General features: G+C 38.7%; 22 protein-coding genes. 20 read left to right on the top strand and 2 right to left on the bottom strand.

Annotated features, from left to right (window positions below; translation table 11 throughout):
* Positions 1–115: 115 nt before the first annotated feature.
* Positions 116–1003 carry a MurR/RpiR family transcriptional regulator gene (locus tag MKZ30_RS11980; protein ID WP_002383224.1) on the bottom strand — a complete coding sequence of 296 codons (888 nt, stop codon included), beginning with the start codon at positions 1001–1003 and terminating at the stop codon, positions 116–118.
* A gap of 374 nt (positions 1004–1377) precedes the next feature.
* Here MKZ30_RS11980 and gnd point away from each other — a divergent pair, with 374 nt between their 5' ends.
* The 15 genes from gnd to MKZ30_RS11905 all read left to right on the top strand — a co-directional run bounded on the left by gnd (position 1378) and on the right by MKZ30_RS11905 (position 14663).
* Positions 1378–2313 carry a phosphogluconate dehydrogenase (NAD(+)-dependent, decarboxylating) gene (gene gnd / locus MKZ30_RS11975; protein WP_002378821.1) on the top strand — a complete coding sequence of 312 codons (936 nt, stop codon included), beginning with the start codon at positions 1378–1380 and terminating at the stop codon, positions 2311–2313.
* A 12-nt stretch (positions 2314–2325) separates the two neighbouring features.
* Entirely contained in the window at positions 2326–3327 is a 1002-nt protein-coding gene (locus tag MKZ30_RS11970) for a D-isomer specific 2-hydroxyacid dehydrogenase family protein (RefSeq protein ID WP_033600541.1), read from the top strand.
* A gap of 14 nt (positions 3328–3341) precedes the next feature.
* The gene (locus MKZ30_RS11965; protein ID WP_002359028.1) at positions 3342–4448 is read left to right on the top strand and encodes an iron-containing alcohol dehydrogenase family protein; all 1107 of its coding nucleotides are present in this window, start codon (positions 3342–3344) and stop codon (positions 4446–4448) included.
* A gap of 12 nt (positions 4449–4460) precedes the next feature.
* Positions 4461–5297 carry a PTS mannose/fructose/sorbose/N-acetylgalactosamine transporter subunit IIC gene (locus MKZ30_RS11960; protein ID WP_002372794.1) on the top strand — a complete coding sequence of 279 codons (837 nt, stop codon included), beginning with the start codon at positions 4461–4463 and terminating at the stop codon, positions 5295–5297.
* Positions 5298–5317: 20 nt separating this feature from the next.
* Entirely contained in the window at positions 5318–6190 is an 873-nt protein-coding gene (locus tag MKZ30_RS11955) for a PTS system mannose/fructose/sorbose family transporter subunit IID (protein WP_002354903.1), read from the top strand.
* A gap of 21 nt (positions 6191–6211) precedes the next feature.
* Positions 6212–6718: a PTS sugar transporter subunit IIB gene (locus tag MKZ30_RS11950; protein WP_002354904.1), complete on the top strand. Its 507-nt coding sequence runs from the start codon at positions 6212–6214 to the stop codon at positions 6716–6718.
* A gap of 76 nt (positions 6719–6794) precedes the next feature.
* Positions 6795–7247, top strand: coding sequence for a PTS sugar transporter subunit IIA (locus MKZ30_RS11945; protein WP_002354905.1), 453 nt, complete (start codon positions 6795–6797; stop codon positions 7245–7247).
* Between the two features lie 23 nt (positions 7248–7270).
* Positions 7271–8344 (top strand): mannonate dehydratase, encoded by a 1074-nt coding sequence (uxuA, locus tag MKZ30_RS11940; RefSeq protein ID WP_033600546.1) that lies wholly within the window; start codon positions 7271–7273, stop codon positions 8342–8344.
* A 4-nt stretch (positions 8345–8348) separates the two neighbouring features.
* The gene (locus MKZ30_RS11935; protein ID WP_002354907.1) at positions 8349–9002 is read left to right on the top strand and encodes a bifunctional 4-hydroxy-2-oxoglutarate aldolase/2-dehydro-3-deoxy-phosphogluconate aldolase; all 654 of its coding nucleotides are present in this window, start codon (positions 8349–8351) and stop codon (positions 9000–9002) included.
* A gap of 169 nt (positions 9003–9171) precedes the next feature.
* Complete coding sequence (locus MKZ30_RS11930; protein ID WP_033600668.1) at positions 9172–9642, top strand: ASCH domain-containing protein; 471 nt, start codon at positions 9172–9174, stop codon at positions 9640–9642.
* Positions 9643–9817: 175 nt separating this feature from the next.
* Positions 9818–10036, top strand: a complete 219-nt coding sequence (locus MKZ30_RS11925) for a YdbC family protein (protein WP_002381076.1) — start codon at positions 9818–9820, stop codon at positions 10034–10036.
* A 16-nt stretch (positions 10037–10052) separates the two neighbouring features.
* Positions 10053–10937 (top strand): YicC/YloC family endoribonuclease, encoded by an 885-nt coding sequence (locus MKZ30_RS11920; protein ID WP_033600669.1) that lies wholly within the window; start codon positions 10053–10055, stop codon positions 10935–10937.
* A 55-nt stretch (positions 10938–10992) separates the two neighbouring features.
* On the top strand, positions 10993–11298 hold the full coding sequence (locus MKZ30_RS11915) for a hypothetical protein (protein ID WP_002383233.1): 306 nt from the start codon (positions 10993–10995) through the stop codon (positions 11296–11298).
* 281 nt (positions 11299–11579) lie between these two features.
* The gene (locus MKZ30_RS11910) at positions 11580–12497 is read left to right on the top strand and encodes a HamA C-terminal domain-containing protein (RefSeq protein ID WP_080279954.1); all 918 of its coding nucleotides are present in this window, start codon (positions 11580–11582) and stop codon (positions 12495–12497) included.
* Entirely contained in the window at positions 12498–14663 is a 2166-nt protein-coding gene (locus MKZ30_RS11905) for a DEAD/DEAH box helicase (protein ID WP_249958767.1), read from the top strand.
* A 109-nt stretch (positions 14664–14772) separates the two neighbouring features.
* Here MKZ30_RS11905 and MKZ30_RS11900 read toward each other — a convergent pair whose 3' ends face one another.
* Positions 14773–16254 carry a DUF1958 domain-containing protein gene (locus tag MKZ30_RS11900; RefSeq protein WP_033600672.1) on the bottom strand — a complete coding sequence of 494 codons (1482 nt, stop codon included), beginning with the start codon at positions 16252–16254 and terminating at the stop codon, positions 14773–14775.
* Positions 16255–16476: 222 nt separating this feature from the next.
* Between MKZ30_RS11900 and gmk the strand changes: the two genes are divergently transcribed.
* The 5 genes from gmk (at position 16477) to fmt (ending at position 21440) form a co-directional block, all read left to right on the top strand.
* Positions 16477–17091, top strand: a complete 615-nt coding sequence (gmk, locus tag MKZ30_RS11895; protein ID WP_002354915.1) for a guanylate kinase — start codon at positions 16477–16479, stop codon at positions 17089–17091.
* A 4-nt stretch (positions 17092–17095) separates the two neighbouring features.
* Positions 17096–17398: a DNA-directed RNA polymerase subunit omega gene (rpoZ, locus tag MKZ30_RS11890; protein WP_002354916.1), complete on the top strand. Its 303-nt coding sequence runs from the start codon at positions 17096–17098 to the stop codon at positions 17396–17398.
* Between the two features lie 154 nt (positions 17399–17552).
* On the top strand, positions 17553–19985 hold the full coding sequence (priA, locus tag MKZ30_RS11885) for a primosomal protein N' (protein ID WP_033600673.1): 2433 nt from the start codon (positions 17553–17555) through the stop codon (positions 19983–19985).
* 26 nt (positions 19986–20011) lie between these two features.
* Positions 20012–20506, top strand: a complete 495-nt coding sequence (gene def, locus MKZ30_RS11880) for a peptide deformylase (RefSeq protein WP_002371656.1) — start codon at positions 20012–20014, stop codon at positions 20504–20506.
* Positions 20499–21440: a methionyl-tRNA formyltransferase gene (gene fmt / locus MKZ30_RS11875; RefSeq protein WP_002383238.1), complete on the top strand. Its 942-nt coding sequence runs from the start codon at positions 20499–20501 to the stop codon at positions 21438–21440. Before def ends, fmt begins: the two co-directional genes overlap by 8 nt.
* Positions 21441–21443 lie beyond the last annotated feature (3 nt).

Genomic DNA, 21443 nt, shown 5'->3' with positions numbered 1-21443 from the left:
AATACAATTCCGTTTTAATTGAAACTAGATATTTTAACAATTGGCTGCCGCTTAATTAGTATTTCAATGTGAGATACTAGTTAAGCGGCAGCCAATTTTTGTCACCGACTTTCCTTTACGACAAATAATGCGGATCGGTCTTAGTCGTGCTAATGTTATCACGGATTTTTTTCAAGGAATCGGCATTTTGATCAAAATTGTGATACATCGTATTTGTATATAAAATATCCATTACCGTTAAGTAACTAATCCGTGAAGCCAAGGATTCCGCACGAAACAAGCCTTCTTCGGTGACGACAATAATTGCTTCGTCGGACAAGCCTGCCAACTCTGAACCGCTGTTACCAGTTAACGTAATCATTTTTGCGTTGGTTTTTTTAACTTGTCGTGCTAGGTTGATTGATTCTTTAGTTTTGCCTGAATGGGAAAAAATAAACACACAATCTTCACTGGTTAATTTTGTGACAAAACTTAACTGCATGTGGTAATCAAAAATGTAGTTGCACCGATAGTTAGTCCGAATGAATTTATGGAAACTATCAAAAGCCACAATCGAGGAGCCGCCTTGCCCAAAAAAATGAAGCGTTTTGGCAGAGTACATCAAAGCCAACACGTTATCTAACAGCTCTTTTGTTAAGAACTGTGTGGCGTTACTGAGGGAATAAATATTGGCTTGTAAGACTTTTTTAGCAATCGTAATACTATCATCATCTGGTGAAATATCATCGGCGCCATTCACGCTATTGACGTTTTGAAAAGTCGGCTGATAATTAGAATTTCTGGCGATATCAATTTTAAATTCTTGGAACCCAGAATAGCCAATCTTTTTTACAAATTGATACACGGAAGATTGGGAGACGCCAATTTCGTTGGCCAGACTTTCTAACGTCATTTGTGTCAATAGTGATTCAGAATGAACAAAGTAATCGGAAATTTTCTTTTCTGTGAGGCTCAAATTCGGTTTTTTGATCCGAATCCGTTGATCCAAATAGTGGTTTTTCATTAACACGTTCCTCCAATCTTATTTTTTAAAAATAGAATGAATGCCTTTTCATTGTTGGTATAGACTGATTATAGTGGAAAAAGAGGACAAATACAATTTCTCTTTTTCTCCACAAAAAAGAAATTCTTTAAAAAAAGCCAAAAAAAATAAATAATCTTTTTTCTGAAAAATGAAGGGGTCTTGAAAAGACTTCTCACAACTAAAGAAAGTAGCCAGTAAAAAGAACGTGATACCAAGAGATTTACTTGTGTTTTTTGTATGAAAGCTCCTTAAAAATAAAAACGTTTTACCTTTTGAGTAGGCAAGATTTTTGCTAAAAAATAAAAAATATTTTTTAATTAGTGTAATCGTTTACATTATTTTTTTTATCCTTTATGATTGAAGTATCAAAAGAGGCAGGTGAAAGAAAAATGGACATTGGCTTTATTGGACTTGGGAAAATGGGTTTGAACATGGCATTAAATGTTCACGAACAAGGCTGGCCCATTATTGGCTTTGATGTGACAAAGGAAGCAAGAGCGACTGCTAGAGAACAGGGGCTTTCCGTTGTAGATTCGTTGTCAGAATTATTGAAAGCGCTTAACAAAAGGAAGGTGATTTTTTTAAGTACCCCCGCTGGTCAGATTACCAATCAATTAGTGGCAGAATTGGTAGAGCAATTAGCACCAGAGGATATCATTGTGGATAGTGGCAATTCAAATTTTCATGATAGTGTCGCGAATGCTCAGCTTGCTAAGGAAAAAGGAATTTATTTTATTGATTGTGGTACTTCTGGTGGCATCAAAGGAGCGCGGGAAGGAGCGTGTTTAATGGTTGGCGGTGCGCCTGAAGCTGTCAAAGTGTTAACCCCATTTTTTGAAGATTTAGCTTGTGAACAAGGATATCTTTATGCTGGGAAATCAGGAGCTGGTCACTATTTGAAAATGGTGCATAACGGGATTGAGTACGTCATGATGCAAGCCATGGGCGAAGGATTCAATTTATTAGAAGCCGCCGAATATGATTTTGCGTTGGAGAAAGTAGCCGATGTGTGGAATCACGGCTCGATTATTGAAGCTCGCTTGATGGGCTTAGCGAAAGAGGTTTTTGCAGAAAATCCTACGTTAGCCAATTTAGAAGGGAAAGTTGCAGCAAATGGCGAAGCCAAATGGATGATTGAAGAAGCATTGCGTTTGGAGATGCCCGTCCCAACGACAGCGTTGTCCTTATTTACTCGAAATGAAAGTATGCTAGCAAATCATTTTTCAAACAAAGTGGTCGCTTCTTTGCGACAAGGATTTGGCGGGCATGAAGTCGTAAAAAGTCAGTAAAGGAGTTTAGTCATGTTAAAAAAACAAAAAATTGCCATAGTGAATTCCAGTAGTTTTGGTCAAATTTTTCCTGAACACTTGACGCGCTTAGAAAAAATAGGCACCGTGAAGCATTTTACAGTCGACAGTGAAATTGGTGGCAAAGAGTTAGCGGAATGTTTACAAGGATATACGATTATTATTGCTAGCGTGACGCCATTTTTCACGAAAGAATTTTTTGAACATAAAGATGAATTATTGCTGATTTCTCGCCATGGCATTGGGTATAACAACATCGATTTAGACGCTGCAAAACAGCATGACACAATTGTTTCCATCATCCCAGCTTTAGTAGAACGAGATGCCGTGGCGGAAAACAATGTCACAAATTTACTAGCTGTTTTACGGCAAACCGTGGCTGCAGATGCCAGCGTTAAAGCAGATCAATGGGAAAAACGAGCGAATTTTGTCGGTCGGACATTATTTAACAAAACTGTGGGTGTCATTGGTGTTGGGAACACAGGAAGTTGTGTCGTTGAGACGTTACGAAACGGATTTCGCTGTGACGTGTTAGCGTATGATCCCTATAAATCCGCCACTTATCTGCAAAGTTATGGAGCCAAAAAAGTAGACTTAGATACGTTGCTAGCTTCAGCAGACATCATTTGTTTATGTGCCAATTTAACTGAAGAAAGTTATCACATGATTGGCTCGGCGGAAATTGCCAAGATGAAAGACGGCGTCTATCTTTCCAATAGCGCACGAGGCGCCTTGATTGATGAAGAAGCCATGATTGCCGGCTTAGAATCGGGCAAAATTGCTGGGCTTGGGACAGATGTTTTAGAAGAGGAACCAGGTCGGAAAAATCATCCTTATCTTGCGTTTGAAAATGTAGTAATGACGCCGCACACCTCCGCTTATACCAGGGAATGCCTGCAAGCGATGGGAGAAAAATGTGTACAAGATGTGGAAGACGTGGTGCAAGGTATTTTACCTCAACGGGCAGTGCAAGAAGTCAGTCGTTACGTTAGTTAAGAAGGAGGAGGAGCATGTTAACTGATTTAAAAGTGAAAGTTGGACCGCAATTTTATCGTTACCACGAAGGCGCCTTAGCTTCGGTGCCGTCACTTTTCAAGGAATATCACGCCCAACGAATTTTGGTGGTGCATGGCACCGTATCCTTTGAAAAAGCTCAGCCATTTTTGCCCTTCTTGGCAGATTCAGAGTATCAATTCTTCTATCACACTTACACAGGAGAATGTAGTTATTTTGGCGCCGAACAAATTTCACAGCAAATAAAGGAACACCAGATTGACTTTCTTCTGGGAGTCGGCGGCGGTAAGTTAGCCGATTTAGTGGGCTACAGCGCCCATTTAAACAATCTGAATTTTGGCTTGGTCCCTACTTTAGCTAGTAACTGTGCGCCATGGACACCGTTAGCTGTGATGTATCAAGAAAATGGCGCGGCCGAAGGCAAAACGGAACATTTCTTTCGCCAAGCTGCGTTTTTAATCACTGATCCTAAGTTGCTTCTTGATGCGCCCCGTGATTATTTTGTCGCTGGTTTAGCTGATACGTTAGCGAAATGGTATGAATCAGAGACCATTTTACGCCAAGCCCATTTGCAAGGGGAACCCTTTTTACAATTAGCGGGAGCGACCGCCAAGCTTTCGCAAGAAGCGATTATGCGGGACTCAAAAGCAGCCTTAGCAGCGATGGACGAGGGCAAACTCACGCCTGAATTTGTCCATCTTTCAGAAATTGTTTTCGCCGTTTCCGGATTAGTCGGCGGCTTCGGCGACAAATACGCCCGCAATGCAGCAGCACACGCCATGCATGATGCTATGAGTAAATTTTTACCAAAAAGTCATGACTATTTACATGGCGAAAAAGTAGCTTACGGCATCTTCTATCAATTAGCATTGGAAAAAAGGTGGGCCATCATAGACGCATTAATCCCTTTTTATCAAGAGCTAAACTTGCCCATGTCGTTACGACAAATGGGCCTTTACCCAGAAGAAGAAGCAGTACTCGATGCAATGGTTCAATTTATTGATTCAAAAGAAAAGGTTCATTTAATTCCTATTGAGATTTCGGAAGAACGTTTACGTCAAGGGATTGAAGAGCTAGAAAAGTATATCCAAAACCAAGGATAAGAAGGAGGAACTATGGAAACGTTAAGTGTTTTACAAAGTTTGATAATGGCGCTTTGGGTGGCAGCAATTATGTCCAGATGGCTTGGAGGAGGAGCAACGTTAACGTTGCGTTTCTCGCCCTTAATGACAGGGTTAGTAGCAGGTTTAGTGATGGGCGATGTCCCGAAAGCGATGATTGTCACCGCAGCATTACAAATGATTTACATGGGTGTTTTTTCACCAGGTGGCTCTATGCCAGCAGAACCATCAATTGCGGCAGCGATTGCTGTGCCAGTTGCGTTGCTAGGGAATTTGAAGCCGGAAGCGGCTATTGCCGTAGCGGTTCCTGTCGGTCTTTTAGGAAGTTATTTATATCAATTCCGTTTCTTTATTAACACGTTTTTAGGGAAGTATACCGATCGTGCGGTGGCTGAACTAAATTCTAAAAAAATTGCCCGCTCAATTATCTGGTATCCAACGATTGCCTCATTTATTTTATTCGTTCCATTAGTCTTTTTTGCTCTTTATTTAGGGGCACCAGTCATTGCCGATATTATTAAAGCATTAGAAGGAACCGTTGTGATTCACGTGTTAGAAGTAGTCGGTGGTGGTTTAGCCGCAATTGGGATTGCGACAACGGTCTATGTCATTGGTCGAAAAGATTTCTTGGTTTTCTTTTTCCTTGCATACTTCATGAGTATCGTCTTTAAGTCATTGGAAATTACCATGGTAACGTATGCCATCTTTGGCGTAATTATTGCGTTAATTTTTGTGCAAGTCCAAAAAGGCAAACCTGTAGCAGAAAGTGCTAGTTCCGCCAGTGCCACCACTGATTTTGATGATGATGACGATTACGATGACGGGTTTTAAAAGAAAAAGGAGGAACTGAAATGACGGAAACAACAGAAAAAGTCGTGCCGAAAACAACGAATTTAGCACCAGAAGAAATTACCAATAAAGATGTTACAAAAGCCTATCTCCGTTGGCATTTTGCCAATGAAATTCCCCATTCCTTTGAACGTTACTTGGCGCCTTCGTTACTGTACGCAATGATGCCACTTTTAAAGAAATTATATAAAGACGATGAACAATTAAAAGCCGCTTATATGCGTCAACTGCTGTTTTTCAATACGCAATTAAGTTGGGGCGGCGGGGTCATTACTGGATTGATGGCTTCTATGGAACAAGAGCGGGCCAAAGAAGAACATGAAGGCCGCGAAATCATGATGCAAGATGATTTAATGTATAACACCAAAGCTGGCTTGATGGGCGCGTTAGCTGGAATTGGTGATGCGATTGACTCAGGTACGGTTCAATATATTTTTATTGCGATTGCGGTGCCGTGGGCGCAACAAGGTAGCGCATTAGGTGCGATTTTCCCCTTTGTCGCGTTTGCCCTTTATCAAGTACTGTTAGGTGTGTTCTTTGCGAGACAATCCTTTAAAATGGGGCGGAATGCCACAGGCTTAATGCAAAGTGCTGGGATTCAAAAAGCTATTGAAATGTTATCTGTTTTAGGGTTGTTCATGATGGGAATTTTAGCTGGTAATTATGTCAAAGTTTCTTCAACCCTTCAATTTAAACTTTCTGGCCGTGAGTTTGTGGTCCAAGATATCCTTGATCAGATTGTCCCAGGACTCTTGCCGCTAGCTGTCGTAATGGGCGTGTATTGGTTCTATACGAAAAAAGGCTTGAAAGTTACGCAAGCATTATTGTGGTTAACAGGTATCTTAATTGTCTTAGCAACAGTCGGTATTTTATAAAAAGAAAAGGACGTGAATCAGATGGGCGTAGTAAATTTAGCAAGAGTAGATGAACGATTAATTCATGGACAAGTGATGGTGACCTTGTCCCAAAAAAGTGGCGTTAATTCCATTTTCGTTGTCGATGAAGTGGTGGCAAAGGATAAATTTATGCGTGATTTATACAAAAGTGCAGGCAGTCGGACAGGACAAAAAACCATTGTCATTACGCCGGAAAAAGCCAAATTTTATTGGGATGAATACCAATTCAAAGAGTACAACTGTATTTTAATCGCTAAAACCGTCTCTGTAATTTATGACTTAGTAAAACACGGAGTCCCTATGAAGGAGTTAAACATCGGCGGTATTGCACAGAAAAATCCAGAAAAAGATTTATTAGTAACCAAATCAGTTTATTTAAACAAAGAAGATGCTGAAAAATTAAAAGAACTACATGAGGTGTATGGCGTAGAAGATATTTATTTCCAAGCAACGCCTTCTGCACCAAAAACTAGTTTAAAAGAGGTTTTAGGCAAATTTAATTTATAAAAAGGCCAGTCGCTTGAGTCATTGCATGACTGTTTGAAGTAATGACTCAAGCCACTGAATTGAAGGAGGAACTTTTATGTTAGGGATTGTGATTGCTACACACGGTGCACTAAGTGACGGTGCGAAAGACGCAGCTACTGTGATTATGGGCGCAACCGAAAATATCGAAACTGTTAATCTAAATAGTGGAGACGATGTCCAAGCACTAGGCGGACAAATTAAAACAGCGATTGAGAACGTCCAACAAGGGGATGGCGTGTTGGTCATGGTTGACTTATTAAGTGCGAGTCCTTACAATCAGGCAGTTTTGGTGATTAACGAACTCGAACCAGCACTACAAAAGAAAATCTTTGTGGTGAGTGGTACCAACCTACCAATGGTCTTAGAAGCGATAAACCATCAATTATTAGGCACACCGATTGCTGAAGCGGCGCAAGCGATTGTTGCGCAAGGCAAAGAAAGTGTGCAAGCATGGGATATTTCTATGACTTCCTTTGAGGACGAAGAGGATGAGGACGATGATTTTTAAGAATGTAGTAAAGGGTGAAAGCAATGAAATGGGGATTTAGATGGTACGGAGCGGCAGGCGATGCCATTCCGTTAAAACACATTCGACAGATTCCAGGAATTACTGGCGTTGTCGGTACCTTGTTAAATAAACTACCAGGTGATGTTTGGACAGTAGCCGAAATTCAGGCACTTAAACAATCGGTGGAACAAGAAGGATTAGCACTTTTAGGAATTGAAAGTGTCGCTATTCATGATGCCATTAAAGCGGGAACGGATCAACGAGACCACTATATTGATAATTATCGCCAAACGTTACGTAACTTGGGGAAATGTGGAATTTCCTTAGTGTGCTACAGTTTCAAGCCTATTTTTGGTTGGGCTAAAACGGACTTGGCGTATGAGAATGAAGATGGCAGCTTATCGTTGTTATTTGATCAAGCTGTGGTAGAGAACATGCAGCCAGAAGACATGTATCAATTAATTCACAGTCAGTCAAAAGGATTCCGGTTACCAGGTTGGGAAGAGGAGCGTTTGCAACAATTTCAAGAATTGAAAGCCATGTATGCCGGCGTAACGGAAGAAGATTTGGTCGAAAATTTGCGCTACTTTTTAGAACGTGTGATTCCTGTCTGCGAAGAAGAAAATATCAAAATGGGGATTCACCCCGATGATCCACCTTGGGAAATTTTTGGTTTGCCAAGAATCACTAAAAATTTAGCGGATTTAAAACGGATCCTTTCCTTGGTGGACTCACCAGCAAATGGGATTACATTTTGTACAGGTTCCCTTGGTGCGGATCCGACGAATGATTTGCCTGCTATGATTCGTGAAATAGGTCACAGAATTAATTTTGTTCATTTCCGCAATGTGAAGTATTTAGGCGAGCATCGTTTTGAAGAAACGGCGCATCCGAGTGTCGCTGGTTCGTTAGATATGGCGGAATTAATGCAAGCACTGGTAGATGTAGGGTATGAAGGTGTTATTCGTCCTGACCATGGGCGGGCAATTTGGGATGAAAAAGCGATGCCTGGTTATGGTTTATATGATCGAGCAATGGGGTTGACCTATATTCAAGGACTGTACGAAGCAACCAAAGCCAAACAAAATAGGAAGTGACAGAATGGAAACAAAAGTTGAAAAAAATCAACTGTATCAACAATTAGCGACATGTAAACTTTTACCACTATACACTGCAACAGATTTACGCTATTTGCCACAAGTAGAATCAGTCTTAGTAGAAAACGAATTACCGTTTATTGAAGTCACTTTTCGGAGTCAGCTGGCCTTGCCTGCCATCAAACAACTTGCTGCTTCAGGGAATTTAATTGTGGGCGCAGGAACTGTTAGAACCTTGAAAGAAGCCCAAGAGGCAGTAGCGAACGGTGCACAGTTCATTGTTTCCCCAGCGATTGTTCCAGAAGTCATTGATTTTTGTCTGGCAAACGAGGTGCCTATTTTTCCAGGAACAGCTACGCCTGGGGAGATTCAGCGAGCGCTGGCGTATGGCTTACGAGTGGTTAAATTTTTCCCAGCCGATATTTATGGCGGGTTAAAAGCCATTAAAAGTTTAAGCGGTCCGTTTTATGATGTTCAATTTTTACCAACTGGCGGGATTGATGAAACAAACTTTATAGAGTATGTGGAAGCCAAAGAAGTATTAGCAGTGGGCGGCTCCTTTATTTTATCGGAAAAGATGCTTCAAGAAGATGAAGCTTCGGCACGCCAGCATGTTCAATCTTTACTCACGAAAATCAAAGAACGACAAGCAAAATAAAAAGATGGGCTAAGTTTTGTTACTTAGTCCTTTTTTTTCTGTCCAAATGTTACTGACATTATTTTAGTTTTCATTTTGTAAAAATAGTATAGGAGAAAAGCAATCAGTTATGTATAATTAGTGAAAGAAGGTTGCGTGAATGAAGTAAAAATAAAAAGGAGAGCAAAGGATGTTAAAAAATGTAGAAGTGTTTTGGCAAAACTTTTTAGATAAACATGAATTAGATATGTTGATGCCCGATGTGTGGATGTTTGGTGATGGCTCTTCTGAGATGGGTAATCGTTTGGGTCAATTGGTTGTTTCTGGTCGTAAGACTGCGACATGTTCTTCTTTAGATATTTATAAAATGGAAGAAGAACAACTCCCTAAAGCAGGTCAATACGACATAATTTTAGATGGTCAGTCTCAACCGCTGGCTATTATTCGAACAACCAAAGTTGAAATTATGCCCATGAATAAGGTCTCAGAATCTTTTGCGCAAGCGGAAGGTGAAGGAGATTTGACGTTGGATTATTGGTATGAAGAGCATGCGCGGTTCTTTAAAGAAGAAATGGCCCCCTATCAGTTACAATTTTATCCCGATATGCTGTTAGTTTGCCAAAGTTTTGAAGTAGTGGATCTTTATACAGAAAAAGAATAGACAGAGAAGCGGTGACTGACACGATTGAAACGAGCAGTTGTCGCTTTTTTTACTGATTTTTTGAAAAAGTTGCGTATGTTTATATAGACAGGGTGATAGAAAAGAGATGTGTATTTTAAGTGTCGAGGAAAAGATGGTACAATAACCTAAGGAATACTAACAAGGAGTGAATGTTATGAAAGAAGAATTTTCATATGAAATTTTAGAAGAAGTCGCTGTGTTATCTGAGAATGCTCGTGGCTGGCGTAAAGAATTGAATCTAATTAGTTGGAATGGTCGTCCACCAAAATTTGATTTGCGTGAGTGGGCCCCTGATCACGAAAAAATGGGTAAAGGCATCACCTTAACCAACGAAGAATTTGCTGAATTAAGCAAAACAATTAAATCCATGTAAAAGGAGCACCCTGTCAATGAAAAGTATGACTGGATTTGGAAAAAAGACCATTCAAAATGAAAATTATCAATTGGATATCGAAGTCAAAAGTGTTAATCAGCGGTTTTTAGATATTCAATTGCGTATGCCCAAGGAACTGAATGCCTATGAACTGGTGATTCGGCAAGTAATCAAACGCACGTTAAAACGTGGACGTGTGGAAGTCTATGTAAATCTCCAAAAAATCGGCAACAATCAAAAAGAAGTACTCGTGCAGTGGGACTTAATTGATCAATTATTAACTTCGGTAGATAAACATTTAAAGGAAAACTATCCGGAAGCAACGTTTGATGCAGGGAGCACGGTCAACCATTTATTAAAGCAAAATGATTTTGTCGAAATAGTGGAAGCAGAAATCGTTGATCAGACATTTGAACCATTTCTTGTTCAAGCATTTGAAGCAGCCATCGCTAGTCTTGACCAAAGCCGTGTGCAAGAAGGAACGCAAATTAAACAAGTCCTGCTTGACTATGTAGCAGTGTTGACCCAATCAATTCAAGAGCTGCAAGCGTTTGTGGGTGTTTTTGAACAAGAATACCGTCAACGTTTTGAAGCGAAATTAAACGAATGGTTAGGGAGCCAAGTGGATGAAACACGCTTATTAACAGAAATGGCCATTTTATTGGAAAAAGGCGATATTCATGAAGAATTGGATCGTTTGGATATCCATATTGATAAGTTGCATCAGTTGCTTGATGAAACAGAACCAGTGGGCCGAGAACTAGATTTCTTAATTCAAGAAATGAACCGTGAAGTCAATACGATTGGTTCGAAATCAAGTCCAATTGAAATAAAAAATAGTGTCGTTCAAATGAAAACAACCTTAGAAAAGATTCGTGAACAAATTCAAAATGTCGAATAGAGAAAATGGTTTCGTGTTTTTCCAGAAAACGCTATAATATAGAAGTAACGAATAAATGACAGAGGTGAAAGCAATGACTAAATTTTATGATGTAACCTTTCAAGAATTAAGTGGTCGTTCTGTGGTAAAAACAGAAGTCGCTTCAGACAGAGAACCATTTGACGTCTGGCAAGATGCTTGTGCAAGCTATTCTGAAACAGAATTAAATATCCAAATTAACGAAGACACGTTTGTAACTTTAAATCGTCACTTTGTTGTTCGGATTGACGTAAAAGAAGTCGACGGCCCTGTCGACAAACAAGTTCGTCGTCGCGATGAATTGATGAACGTGGTCAATACGCTTTCTAATATGGGCTTATAAAAAAATGAGCGTGGGACAAAAATCCAAGGTGATTTTTGTCCCACGCTCAAAAAATGATAAACGTTGGGAATAGAAGCAACTCATTTTCAATATTCTTATCTTCTTTTATGTGTATTACTTTAATAAAGTTGAGTGGAAAGCTCATTACATAGTAATAATTGCATTATTTATTTTGTTACAATTCATTAATTAGAATAATTTATTTTTCGTAGGATGATAGTCGTAAATAAATATTCAATTATGGTAAGATATATATAATTACAAAATAATATAAGGAGGCTATGAAATTGAGCAACAAGTCAACAATTCACACTCCCAATCATGAACAAAGTCTTCATATTTTTCATATTGACTATGATATAGATGATTCTGGTAGTATGAACCAAATGGAAAATAAGTTTTATAACGAACTTTTTAACGATATCCCTAATTTTGCTTTTGGAAAGTATCAAGTGGAGAAACGACTAAAAGATGGAGATAGTATAATCCCTATAGTCAGAGAAGCTATGGAGAAAATCTATAGTATACCTGAAATCCGAGAAGCTAGAGAATATTATACAGGTAATCTTGATGTAGAGGATAAATACATAAAAAGAGGAGAATTTGGAGAATTAATATTATATCACCTACTCCATGAATATTTTAACGCAGATGCTTTAATATCAAAAATTTATTTTAAAGATAGCTTAAGCCTAGCTCCTCACGGATTTGATGCAGTACATGTGGATTCTGAAAAAAGAAGCCTCTGGCTTGGGGAATCTAAACTCTATAAAGATGGTAATAAAGCAATATATGAGTTAATCAAAGACCTCGAAGGTCATTTTCAAACAGATTTTTTTCATTCTGAATTTACAATTATTTCTAATCGAGTTCAAGATGACGATGGAGAAGATGATGAATTCATAAAAGAACTAATATCACCTGAAACAAAGTGCTTGGATAAACTTGCAAATATTAAAATCGCATTATTTGCTGGCTACTCTAGTGATTGTATAAATCAAGTTAATCCATCAGAAGACACATTTCTAGAGAAATTAAAAATTGAAGGACAAAAAATGATGGATATTCTAAATACTGGGAAAGAAAAACATCCTTGGAAAAATCATTTAGATGTTTATCTATTTTTATTGCCAATAAAGAATAAAACTGAATTTGTAAAATCTTTGCACTTAAAATTATTAGGAGGACAACAGATATAGATGGAAATTGAAGTTCAAAAAATTTTGAAAATTAAAAAGCTAGAATCCATTGAGGATAGTTTCAAATTAGCAAAATATGTATCTTCTAGAGTAGATGATGAAGAAGCTCGAAGAATCATTATTCATGTCCTTGAAATATGGGATAATGTCAATGCTCAAAGTAAATCGATTTGGATGGATTTAATTGAGCGTGCTGGCTTTTATTCCTATCTTAATGATAAAGATGAGACCTCACTTGGTATACAGGCAAAAATACGGAAACAGTGGTATAAATCTGAGCACCTAGAAGGAGTATTCTTTCATGCTAAACAAAAAATTATTGAGCAAAAAATATATCAAGGGAAAAATGTAGCTGTTAGTGCTCCCACAAGTTTCGGAAAAAGTCTATTGATTGAGGAAATAGTTGCTAGGAATAAATTTAATAATATACTAATTATCCAACCAACACTTGCTTTAATAGACGAGACAAGAAGAAAAATGAGTAAATACAATAATTACAACCTTGTAGTAAATACATTACAAGAGCCAAGAGAACGAAATATATTTATTCTAACCGCAGAACGAGTTCTTGAATATGAAAGTCTGCCTGTAGTCGATTTCTTCATAGTTGATGAATTCTATAAAGTAAGTAACAGGCGAGGCGATGAACGAATTGACGTTCTAAATATTGCGATACACAACATACTTTCTAATGGACCTCAAGCCTTGTTCTTAACCCCTTCAATTGATGCACTTTCAGATGATTTTATAAATAAGTACGACATTGATTTTTTAAGAACAGACTATTCACTGGTTAATACAAATGTTCAAGAGGTAAGATTTAAAAATAGTAAAGAGAAGAAAAATATACTATTTCAAATGCTTGCTGAAAGGAAAGAACCGTCACTCGTCTACATGTCCTCACCGTATAAAGCATATTCTTTAGCAAACGAGTATAAAGAATTCCTTTGCAAAAATAACTTCGTAAGAAAACAAGTTGATCTCCCTCTCACAGAGTGGATTGATAAAAACATCTCTGAGGACTGGGATTTGAAAAGGCTTCTCAACTTTAGAATAGGAGTTCACAATGGTGAACTTCCAAGGCATGTAGTCACAAGTCAATTAGCATATTTTGAAGAAAAGATTTTAGATGTACTATTTGTAACAACTTCACTAATAGAAGGGGTCAACACTTCTGCTAAAACAATGTTTATTTTTGAAACAAAGAAAGCAAAAACAAAAATTGACTTTTTTGATTACTCTAACATTAAAGGTCGAGCAGGAAGAATGAATAAATTTTTTACTGGGGATGTATTTATTTTCGGTGATATTCCGACTGAAGAAGATTTTAAAATAGATGTACCTTTTGTAGAACAAAAAGAAATTTCAGATGAAGTTTTAGTAAATCTAGACGATGATATAAAAGAAGAGCACAATAATCGAGTAGATAATATAAAAAAAAATATTCCTGAAGATTTAATGGAATTGATTAAGAAGAATGTTATCAATATAGCTGGTCAAAAAAATTTATATAGATATATTGAAGACAATTATCAAATTTTGATGCCAACACTGATTTGGAGTGGTATTCCAGACTATTTGCAATTGTCAAAATCATTATATTTAGTATATAGATTTTTAGAGTCGGAAAATATAAATGTAAAATACACAAATATGTTAGCTAGCAGATCTCTAAGTATGGTAAATTCTGTATCATTAAAAAAAGTAATTAATGAGCATGGAAATTATTTGTTTAGCGAAGAAAGAAAGAAAAAAAATATAACTTCAGATAATATTTCTACAATAGAAAAAAATGCTAAAGAAAAAGCAATCAGAGAAATACTACGTTTCGCTAGAAAAGATGCCGGATATAAGATTCCTAAATTACTTAATGTTCTTAGAACGATTCAAGAATATGTTTATAGTAAGCATCAGCTACCTTTTGGGGATTATTCTTATTTTTCTGCTAGACTTGAAAATGAACAGGTTGATGAGAGGCTCAGAATGTTCATAGATTTTGGCGTTCCAACGAGTGCTATCAGGAGTATTTCAAAAGTGATCCCAGGGCACCTTGAAAGTGAAACGGATATAATTAATTATATAAAAATAAATTTTCAAAGTATATCTCAGAACCTAATTGAGTATGAGAAGAAATTACTTTTTCAAGCTATTAATAATGGAGTATAGTCAGATTTATCAGTGACAAAAGACCTTCTATGATGAAGGTCTTTTTGGCTATGGTGAATCCATATTCTATTTGCACTTATGAACGTTAACACTTCTGTTTCGACCTCAATTAGAATAAAAGAAACAAGCCAACGGCGCATAGGAAAGAAAGAACTGCGGCACTTAAAAAGATTGTCCGCATGGCTGCAGTTTTACTGCTTTCTTTGCCGTGCTTTTTCTGACGTTCTAAACGTTTTTGAAGCTGACGGGTAATTACTGAGAAAATCAGCCCGAAAAGGACTAAAACACTTGTGGCAATCGATTTGGGAATAAAATGATTCGGTTCTGCAACGGTGGTTTCCCCAGAATGTTCGTTTGATTCTGACGCAGCTTCCGCTGTTGTTTGTTTTGGCTTAACTTCTTGGTAAGCCACTTTTGGCGCTTGAACCGTACTATTTAACAAGGTCAAGGGCGTGTCGACTTGCACTTGCCCTGCTACTAATTTAAAAGTAGGTTGACTGCCTTTGGGAACGACACCGTATAAATCGTTAGCCAAAGTGACTTTTTTGTGATCAATGGTTTGTGGTCCTTTGTCTAAAAGTTTTTTGCGTTCGTATGTCGTATAGGCATAGTCCAGCAAAGCATTCCCAGCCACATGACGTTCGTATTCACCATCTTGGTTTTGCCAATTACCAACGCCTAAAATGACTTCAATTAAACGGAAATCCCCTTGTTTGACAGTCGCAATATAGTTAAAGCCACCTGTTGGACTAGAGCCTGTTTTTAAACCATCCACGCCTTGGTAGCCATACTTAGCGCCTGGCAAAGAATAATTGTACGCTTCAAAAGTTTCCTCGTAAGGCGTGCCGACCATTGTTTTCACCACTGGTTTATTGGTGATTTCTAAAATTTCTGGATAATTTTTCAGAAAATGATAGGTTAGTGAAGCTAAATCTCTAGCTGTAGAGACGTTATCGCCATTTGGGTCAATTCCTTGCATTTGATACAGGCCGTTAAAGGCACTTGCTTGCGCCCCACTGCAGTTGTAATAGGTAGTATTTGTCATCCCTAGTTCAGCCGCTTTTTGATTCATTAAATGAACAAAGTCAGTAGGTTGGTTCCCTGAAATTAAGTTTGCCAACATGAGAGTCGCCACATTAGAAGAGGGGACAGCAATCATTTTTAACAGTTCACGGACTGGATAAGCAACACCTAACGTAATTTTGTTATTACTAATGGCGTATATTTTAGAAATATCGACATCTTTTTGCGTAGCAGTCACAGTCGTATCCATTGTAAATTTTCCTTGCTCCATTGCTTCAAAGGCCAAGTACATGGTCATCACTTTGGCAATACTGGCAGGATTCCACGCTAAATCTGGTTGCTGCGACCAGAGAATTTCTCCTGAATCAGCATCAACAACGATGGCTGCTTTGGGAATGCCATCCGCTTTCAGAGTCGTCCCCATTTTTTTAGCAATCGCGGTAATATCTTCTTCTGCGTGAGTCACAGTAGGTTGGGCAAAAAAGGCCCCATAACTGACAACTAAGCCTAGCAGAAACAATGTAAATGGTTTAATTCGTGCGATGTTTCTCAGTCCTTTCTTATTCACGTTTTTTCATCCTAAAGGAGTCATCACTTCATTTTACTTAAAAAATGGCTGCCTGTATAGGAATTCTAGGTAATTTGTTTAAAAAAAGAACAAGTTATGAAAGCCAAATTAAAGAAGAAATGTTATTTTTTCAGTGAATCTCCAAGAAAGTCTTGAAAATTGCAGAAAAAAAGTGCAAAATAGAACTAATACTGTGAAATTATGTTTTGAAAGGAAGTCGTTATGTCAGAGCGCGGGTTATTAATCGTATTGTCAGGTCCTTCAGGAGTGGGGAAAGGGACTGTAAGAAAGGCTATTTTCGACAGTGAAGAAAATGATTTTCAATATTCAATCTCAATGACCACTCGGAAACAGCGAGAAGGCGAAGTGGATGGAGTAGATTACTATTTCCGTTCAAGAGAAGAATTTGAAGCGATGATTGAAGCTGGAGAAATGTTGGAATATGCGGAATATGTTGGTAACTATTATGGGACACCATTAACGTATGTTAACCAGACGCTAGATGAAGGTAAAGACGTCTTTTTAGAAATCGAAGTCCAAGGGGCTAAACAAGTCAAAGACAAAGTGCCTGATGGCGTATTTATCTTTTTGACACCCCCCGATTTAGCGGAATTAAAATCAAGAATTATTGGCCGCGGAACAGACGAAATGTCTGTGATTGAAGAACGAATGGCTGTGGCCAGAGAAGAAATCGAAATGATGGCGCTGTATGATTATGCGGTAGTGAATGATGAAGTTCCTTTAGCCGTGCAACGAATTAAAGACATTATCGCGAGTGAGCACTTCCGTGTTGACCGTGTAATTGGAAAATATATTAAAATGTTAGAGGAGATGTAGCCTTATGATGTTAAAACCGTCAATTGACTCATTGTTAAAAGAAGTCCCTTCAAAATATTCTTTGGTTATTTTAGCAAGCAAACGTGCGCATGAATTAGATGAAGGCGTTCAACCAACCGTTGAATCCTTTGATTCTGTAAAAAGTGTGGGTCGTGCGTTAGAAGAAATCGAAGCAGGAACAGTGATCAGTGATCCAAATCCTGAAGAAAAACGCGAACGTCTACGCATTGAACGTGAAGAACGCAAACGCCAACGTGAACAAGAGCAAAAAGAATTAGAAAACCGTTTACGTGACGAAAAAAATTAATTGAATGATTGTCAACGAATGGAGAAAGCCGTCTGTCTATTTCAGAGGCTTTCTCTTCGTTTATTCTGAAAGGTGCCAACGAGACACACAAGACAAATCAGTCAATCTTTAGTACAATAGGCAAAGAGAATTTACATAAAAAGGAGGATGCACCATGCAAAAAGTAGCCAAAGTTATTGTGGATGTACCAACGATGCAAACCGATCAACCATTCACTTATTTAGTTCCTGAAAATTTAAATGAGCAATTGGCTGTCGGCATGCGTGTAGAAGTGCCTTTTGGTAACGGTAATCGGCATGTTCAAGGGTTTGTTCTAGCCATTGAACCAATGGCTGCAACGGTTCTTGACGAAGCCAACGTTCAGTTGAAAGAACTAGTGGCGGTGTTGGATTTAAAACCTGTCTTAAATACAGAAATGTTGACTTTAGCTGATTATATGAAGGAAAAAACGTTTGCCTTTAAAATCACTTGTTTGCAAACCATGTTGCCTAGCGTAATGCGTGCCGATTACCAAAAATATATTTATTTAACGGATGAGCTTTCTGAAGAATTACAAGATCAGTTATTTTATGGTTTAGAGGAAATTTCGTGGGACCAAGCGCAAGAACGTGGGATTTTGCCTCAACTAATGGCGTTGCGTAAACAGCAAAAAGTCGATATTCGCTACGAAGTTACGACGAGAAATAAAGTCAAAATGGTCCGCTTCATTCAAGCCGCTAAGGAATTTGAACAACTAGAGGAAATTCGTTTGGGTTTACGCAAGGGAGCTAAGAAGAAAGAGCAACTTCTTTACTATTTACAACGCTTGGGCACTGAAAAAATCACCGCTGTGAAGGAAATGAAAGAATTAGGTTTCAGTACCGCGCTTTTAAATGAAGCGGCCAAAAACGGCTGGTTAACGTTCATTGAAAAAGAAGCGTATCGTGATCCGTTTGCTAATCAGACGTTTGAAAAAACGACTGCGTTATCTTTGAACGCAGAACAACAGGTGGCTGTGGAAACAATCTTACAATCGGTCCAAGAACAGCAAAGTCAAACCTATTTATTGGAAGGTATTACAGGAAGCGGGAAAACAGAAGTTTATCTACAGGTCATTGCAGAAGTTCTTAACCAAGGCAAAACAGCCATTATGCTTGTTCCTGAAATTTCTTTAACTCCACAAATGGTGCAACGCTTTAAAAGTCGCTTTGGCGAACATGTTGCTGTAATGCATAGTGGCTTATCGCAAGGTGAAAAATACGATGAGTGGCGGAAGATTGAACGAGGAGAAGCGGAAGTGGTGGTTGGCGCGCGTTCTGCCATTTTTGCGCCAATCGAAAACATCGGTGTGATCATTATTGATGAAGAACACGAGGCAAGTTATAAACAAGAAGAAACCCCCCGCTACCACGCGAGAGATTTAGCGATTTGGCGTTCGGAGTATCATCATTGCCCTGTTGTTTTAGGCAGTGCCACGCCATCCTTGGAATCACGCGCTCGTGCGCAAAAAAATGTTTATCAGCGGTTACGATTAACACAGCGTGCCAATCAAGCGGCAACCTTGCCCACGATTGATGTAGTGGATATGCGTCAAGAAGTAGAAAATGGCAATGTCTCTTCTTTTTCCATGTCGTTGCAAGAAAAACTCCAAGAACGCTTAGAGAAAAACGAACAAAGTGTTCTCCTGCTTAATCGCCGTGGCTATTCGTCATTTGTGATGTGTCGCGATTGTGGCTATGTGTTGCCGTGTCCGAATTGTGATATTTCCTTAACTTTGCATATGGATAGCAAAACAATGAAATGTCATTATTGTGGGCATGAAGAGCGGATTCCTTATCGCTGTCCTAACTGTGGCCAAGATAAAATTCGTTACTACGGAACAGGCACACAAAAAGTAGAAGAAGAATTACAAACGTTGTTACCAGACAGTCGTATTCTCCGAATGGATGTTGATACGACCCGTCGCAAAGGTGCGCATGAAAAGATTTTGCGAACATTTGGTGAAGGACAAGCGGATATCTTATTAGGCACACAAATGATTGCCAAAGGACTGGACTTTCCAAATGTGACGTTAGTCGGTGTCTTAAATGCTGATACCGCCTTGAATTTACCCGATTTTCGTTCCAGTGAACGGACCTTCCAATTATTGACACAGGTCAGCGGCCGCGCTGGTCGCGCTGAAAAACCGGGAGAAGTCATCATTCAATCTTTTAACCCCGAGCATTATGCGATACAATTGGCAAAAGCCCAAGATTATGAAGATTTTTATACAAAAGAAATGTATATTCGTCATCGTGGGGATTATCCGCCGTACTATTTTACGGTCCAAATTACGGCCAGCCATCCTGAAGAAAATGAAGCAGCGAAACAAATGTTTCAAATTGCGACGAAATTAAAACAAGGCTTATCGCCGCAAGCTATTTTGTTGGGACCAACGCCCAACGCAATTATGCGTGTCAATAATCGGTACTTTTATCAAGTGATTATCAAGTATAAACAAGAACCAATGCTTCAACCATTATTGAAAGAAATTTTAACCGATACACAACGAGCAACGGCTCGTGGTTTAAAACTTTCCATTGATGCAGAACCCATGAATTTTATTTAAAAAATACAGCTTTGAAAGGAGCACTTATGCGCTATCCAGTTGTGATTCACCCGAACGAACACTTAAAAATGAAGGCTCAACCTGTGACGATTATTACCGATGAAATTGTGCAGTTACTAGAGGATATGTATGAAACAATGCTGGCCCATGATGGGATTGGCTTAGCAGCCCCGCAAATTGGGAAAAATTTGCAAATGGCAGTGATTGAAATCGATGAAGAATCTGGTCGTTTTGAACTAATTAATCCTGTGATTATTGAAAAAAAAGGAACCAGTATTGATGTGGAAGGCTGTTTAAGTATTCCAGAAACATATGGAACCGTTGAACGAGCAGATGAAGTGACTGTCCGTTATTTTGACCGTGAAGGTGAAGAAATGGAAGTTACGGCTTACGGCTATTTAGCTCGAGCTTTTCAACACGAAATTGATCATTTGAATGGCGAGTTATTTATCGACAAAATGATTGAGAAAATTGCACCAGAAGATTTAGAAGCGTATATGGAGGAACATTTTGATGACTAAAATTGTATTTATGGGCACACCAGCCTTTTCTGTTCCGATTTTAGAAAGTTTAATCGAGGCAGGCTATGACGTTCAAGCGGTTGTCACGCAACCAGATCGACCAGTTGGCCGAAAAAAAGTGATTACCCCAACGCCTGTCAAAGAAGCAGCTTTAAAACATAACTTATTAGTCTTACAACCAGAGAAAATTTCAGGTTCTCCTGAAATGGAAAAAGTGATTGACTTAGCACCAGATGTAATTGTGACAGCAGCCTTTGGGCAATTTTTACCAGAGAAAATTTTAAAAGCGCCCAAACTAGGTGCGATTAATGTCCATGCCTCACTTTTACCAAAATATCGTGGCGGCGCACCTGTACATTACTCGATTATTGAAGGAGAAAAAGAAACAGGCGTCACGATTATGGAAATGGTGAAAAAAATGGATGCTGGCGCGATTTTATCGCAACGTGCAATTCCGATTACGAAACAAGATGATGTAGGCACCATGTTTGAAAAATTAAGCATTCTAGGAAAAGAACTTTTATTAGAGACGTTACCTAAGCTAATTGCTGGCGAAATTACGCCTATTCCACAAGTGGAAGAAGAGGCTACTTTTTCACCAAATATTACTCGAGAACAAGAACGAATTGACTGGCAAAAAACCGCTGAGGCAATTGATAACCAAGTGCGTGGTATGCGTCCTTGGCCAACAGCGTTCACAACCTACCAAGGGACCAACTGGAAAATTTGGGCAGTGACACCACTGACTGAAACAACAACCAGCGCCCCAGGAACGATTATCCAACGTAGTAAAAAAGCGCTGTGGATTGCTTGTGGTGAAGGGACAGTCCTTCAAATTGATCGCCTGCAACCAGCAGGTAAAGGTCAATTAACGATTCAAGAATTTTTAAATGGCGTTGGTCAAAATGTCGCAGAAAAAGATAAGGTGGACTAACAA

Source organism: Enterococcus sp. LX10 (assembly GCF_023539285.1).
GTDB lineage: Bacteria > Bacillota > Bacilli > Lactobacillales > Enterococcaceae > Enterococcus > Enterococcus faecalis.
The sequence above is the reverse complement of the archived record's forward strand: the minus strand, read 5'-3'. Positions and strand labels throughout refer to the sequence as shown.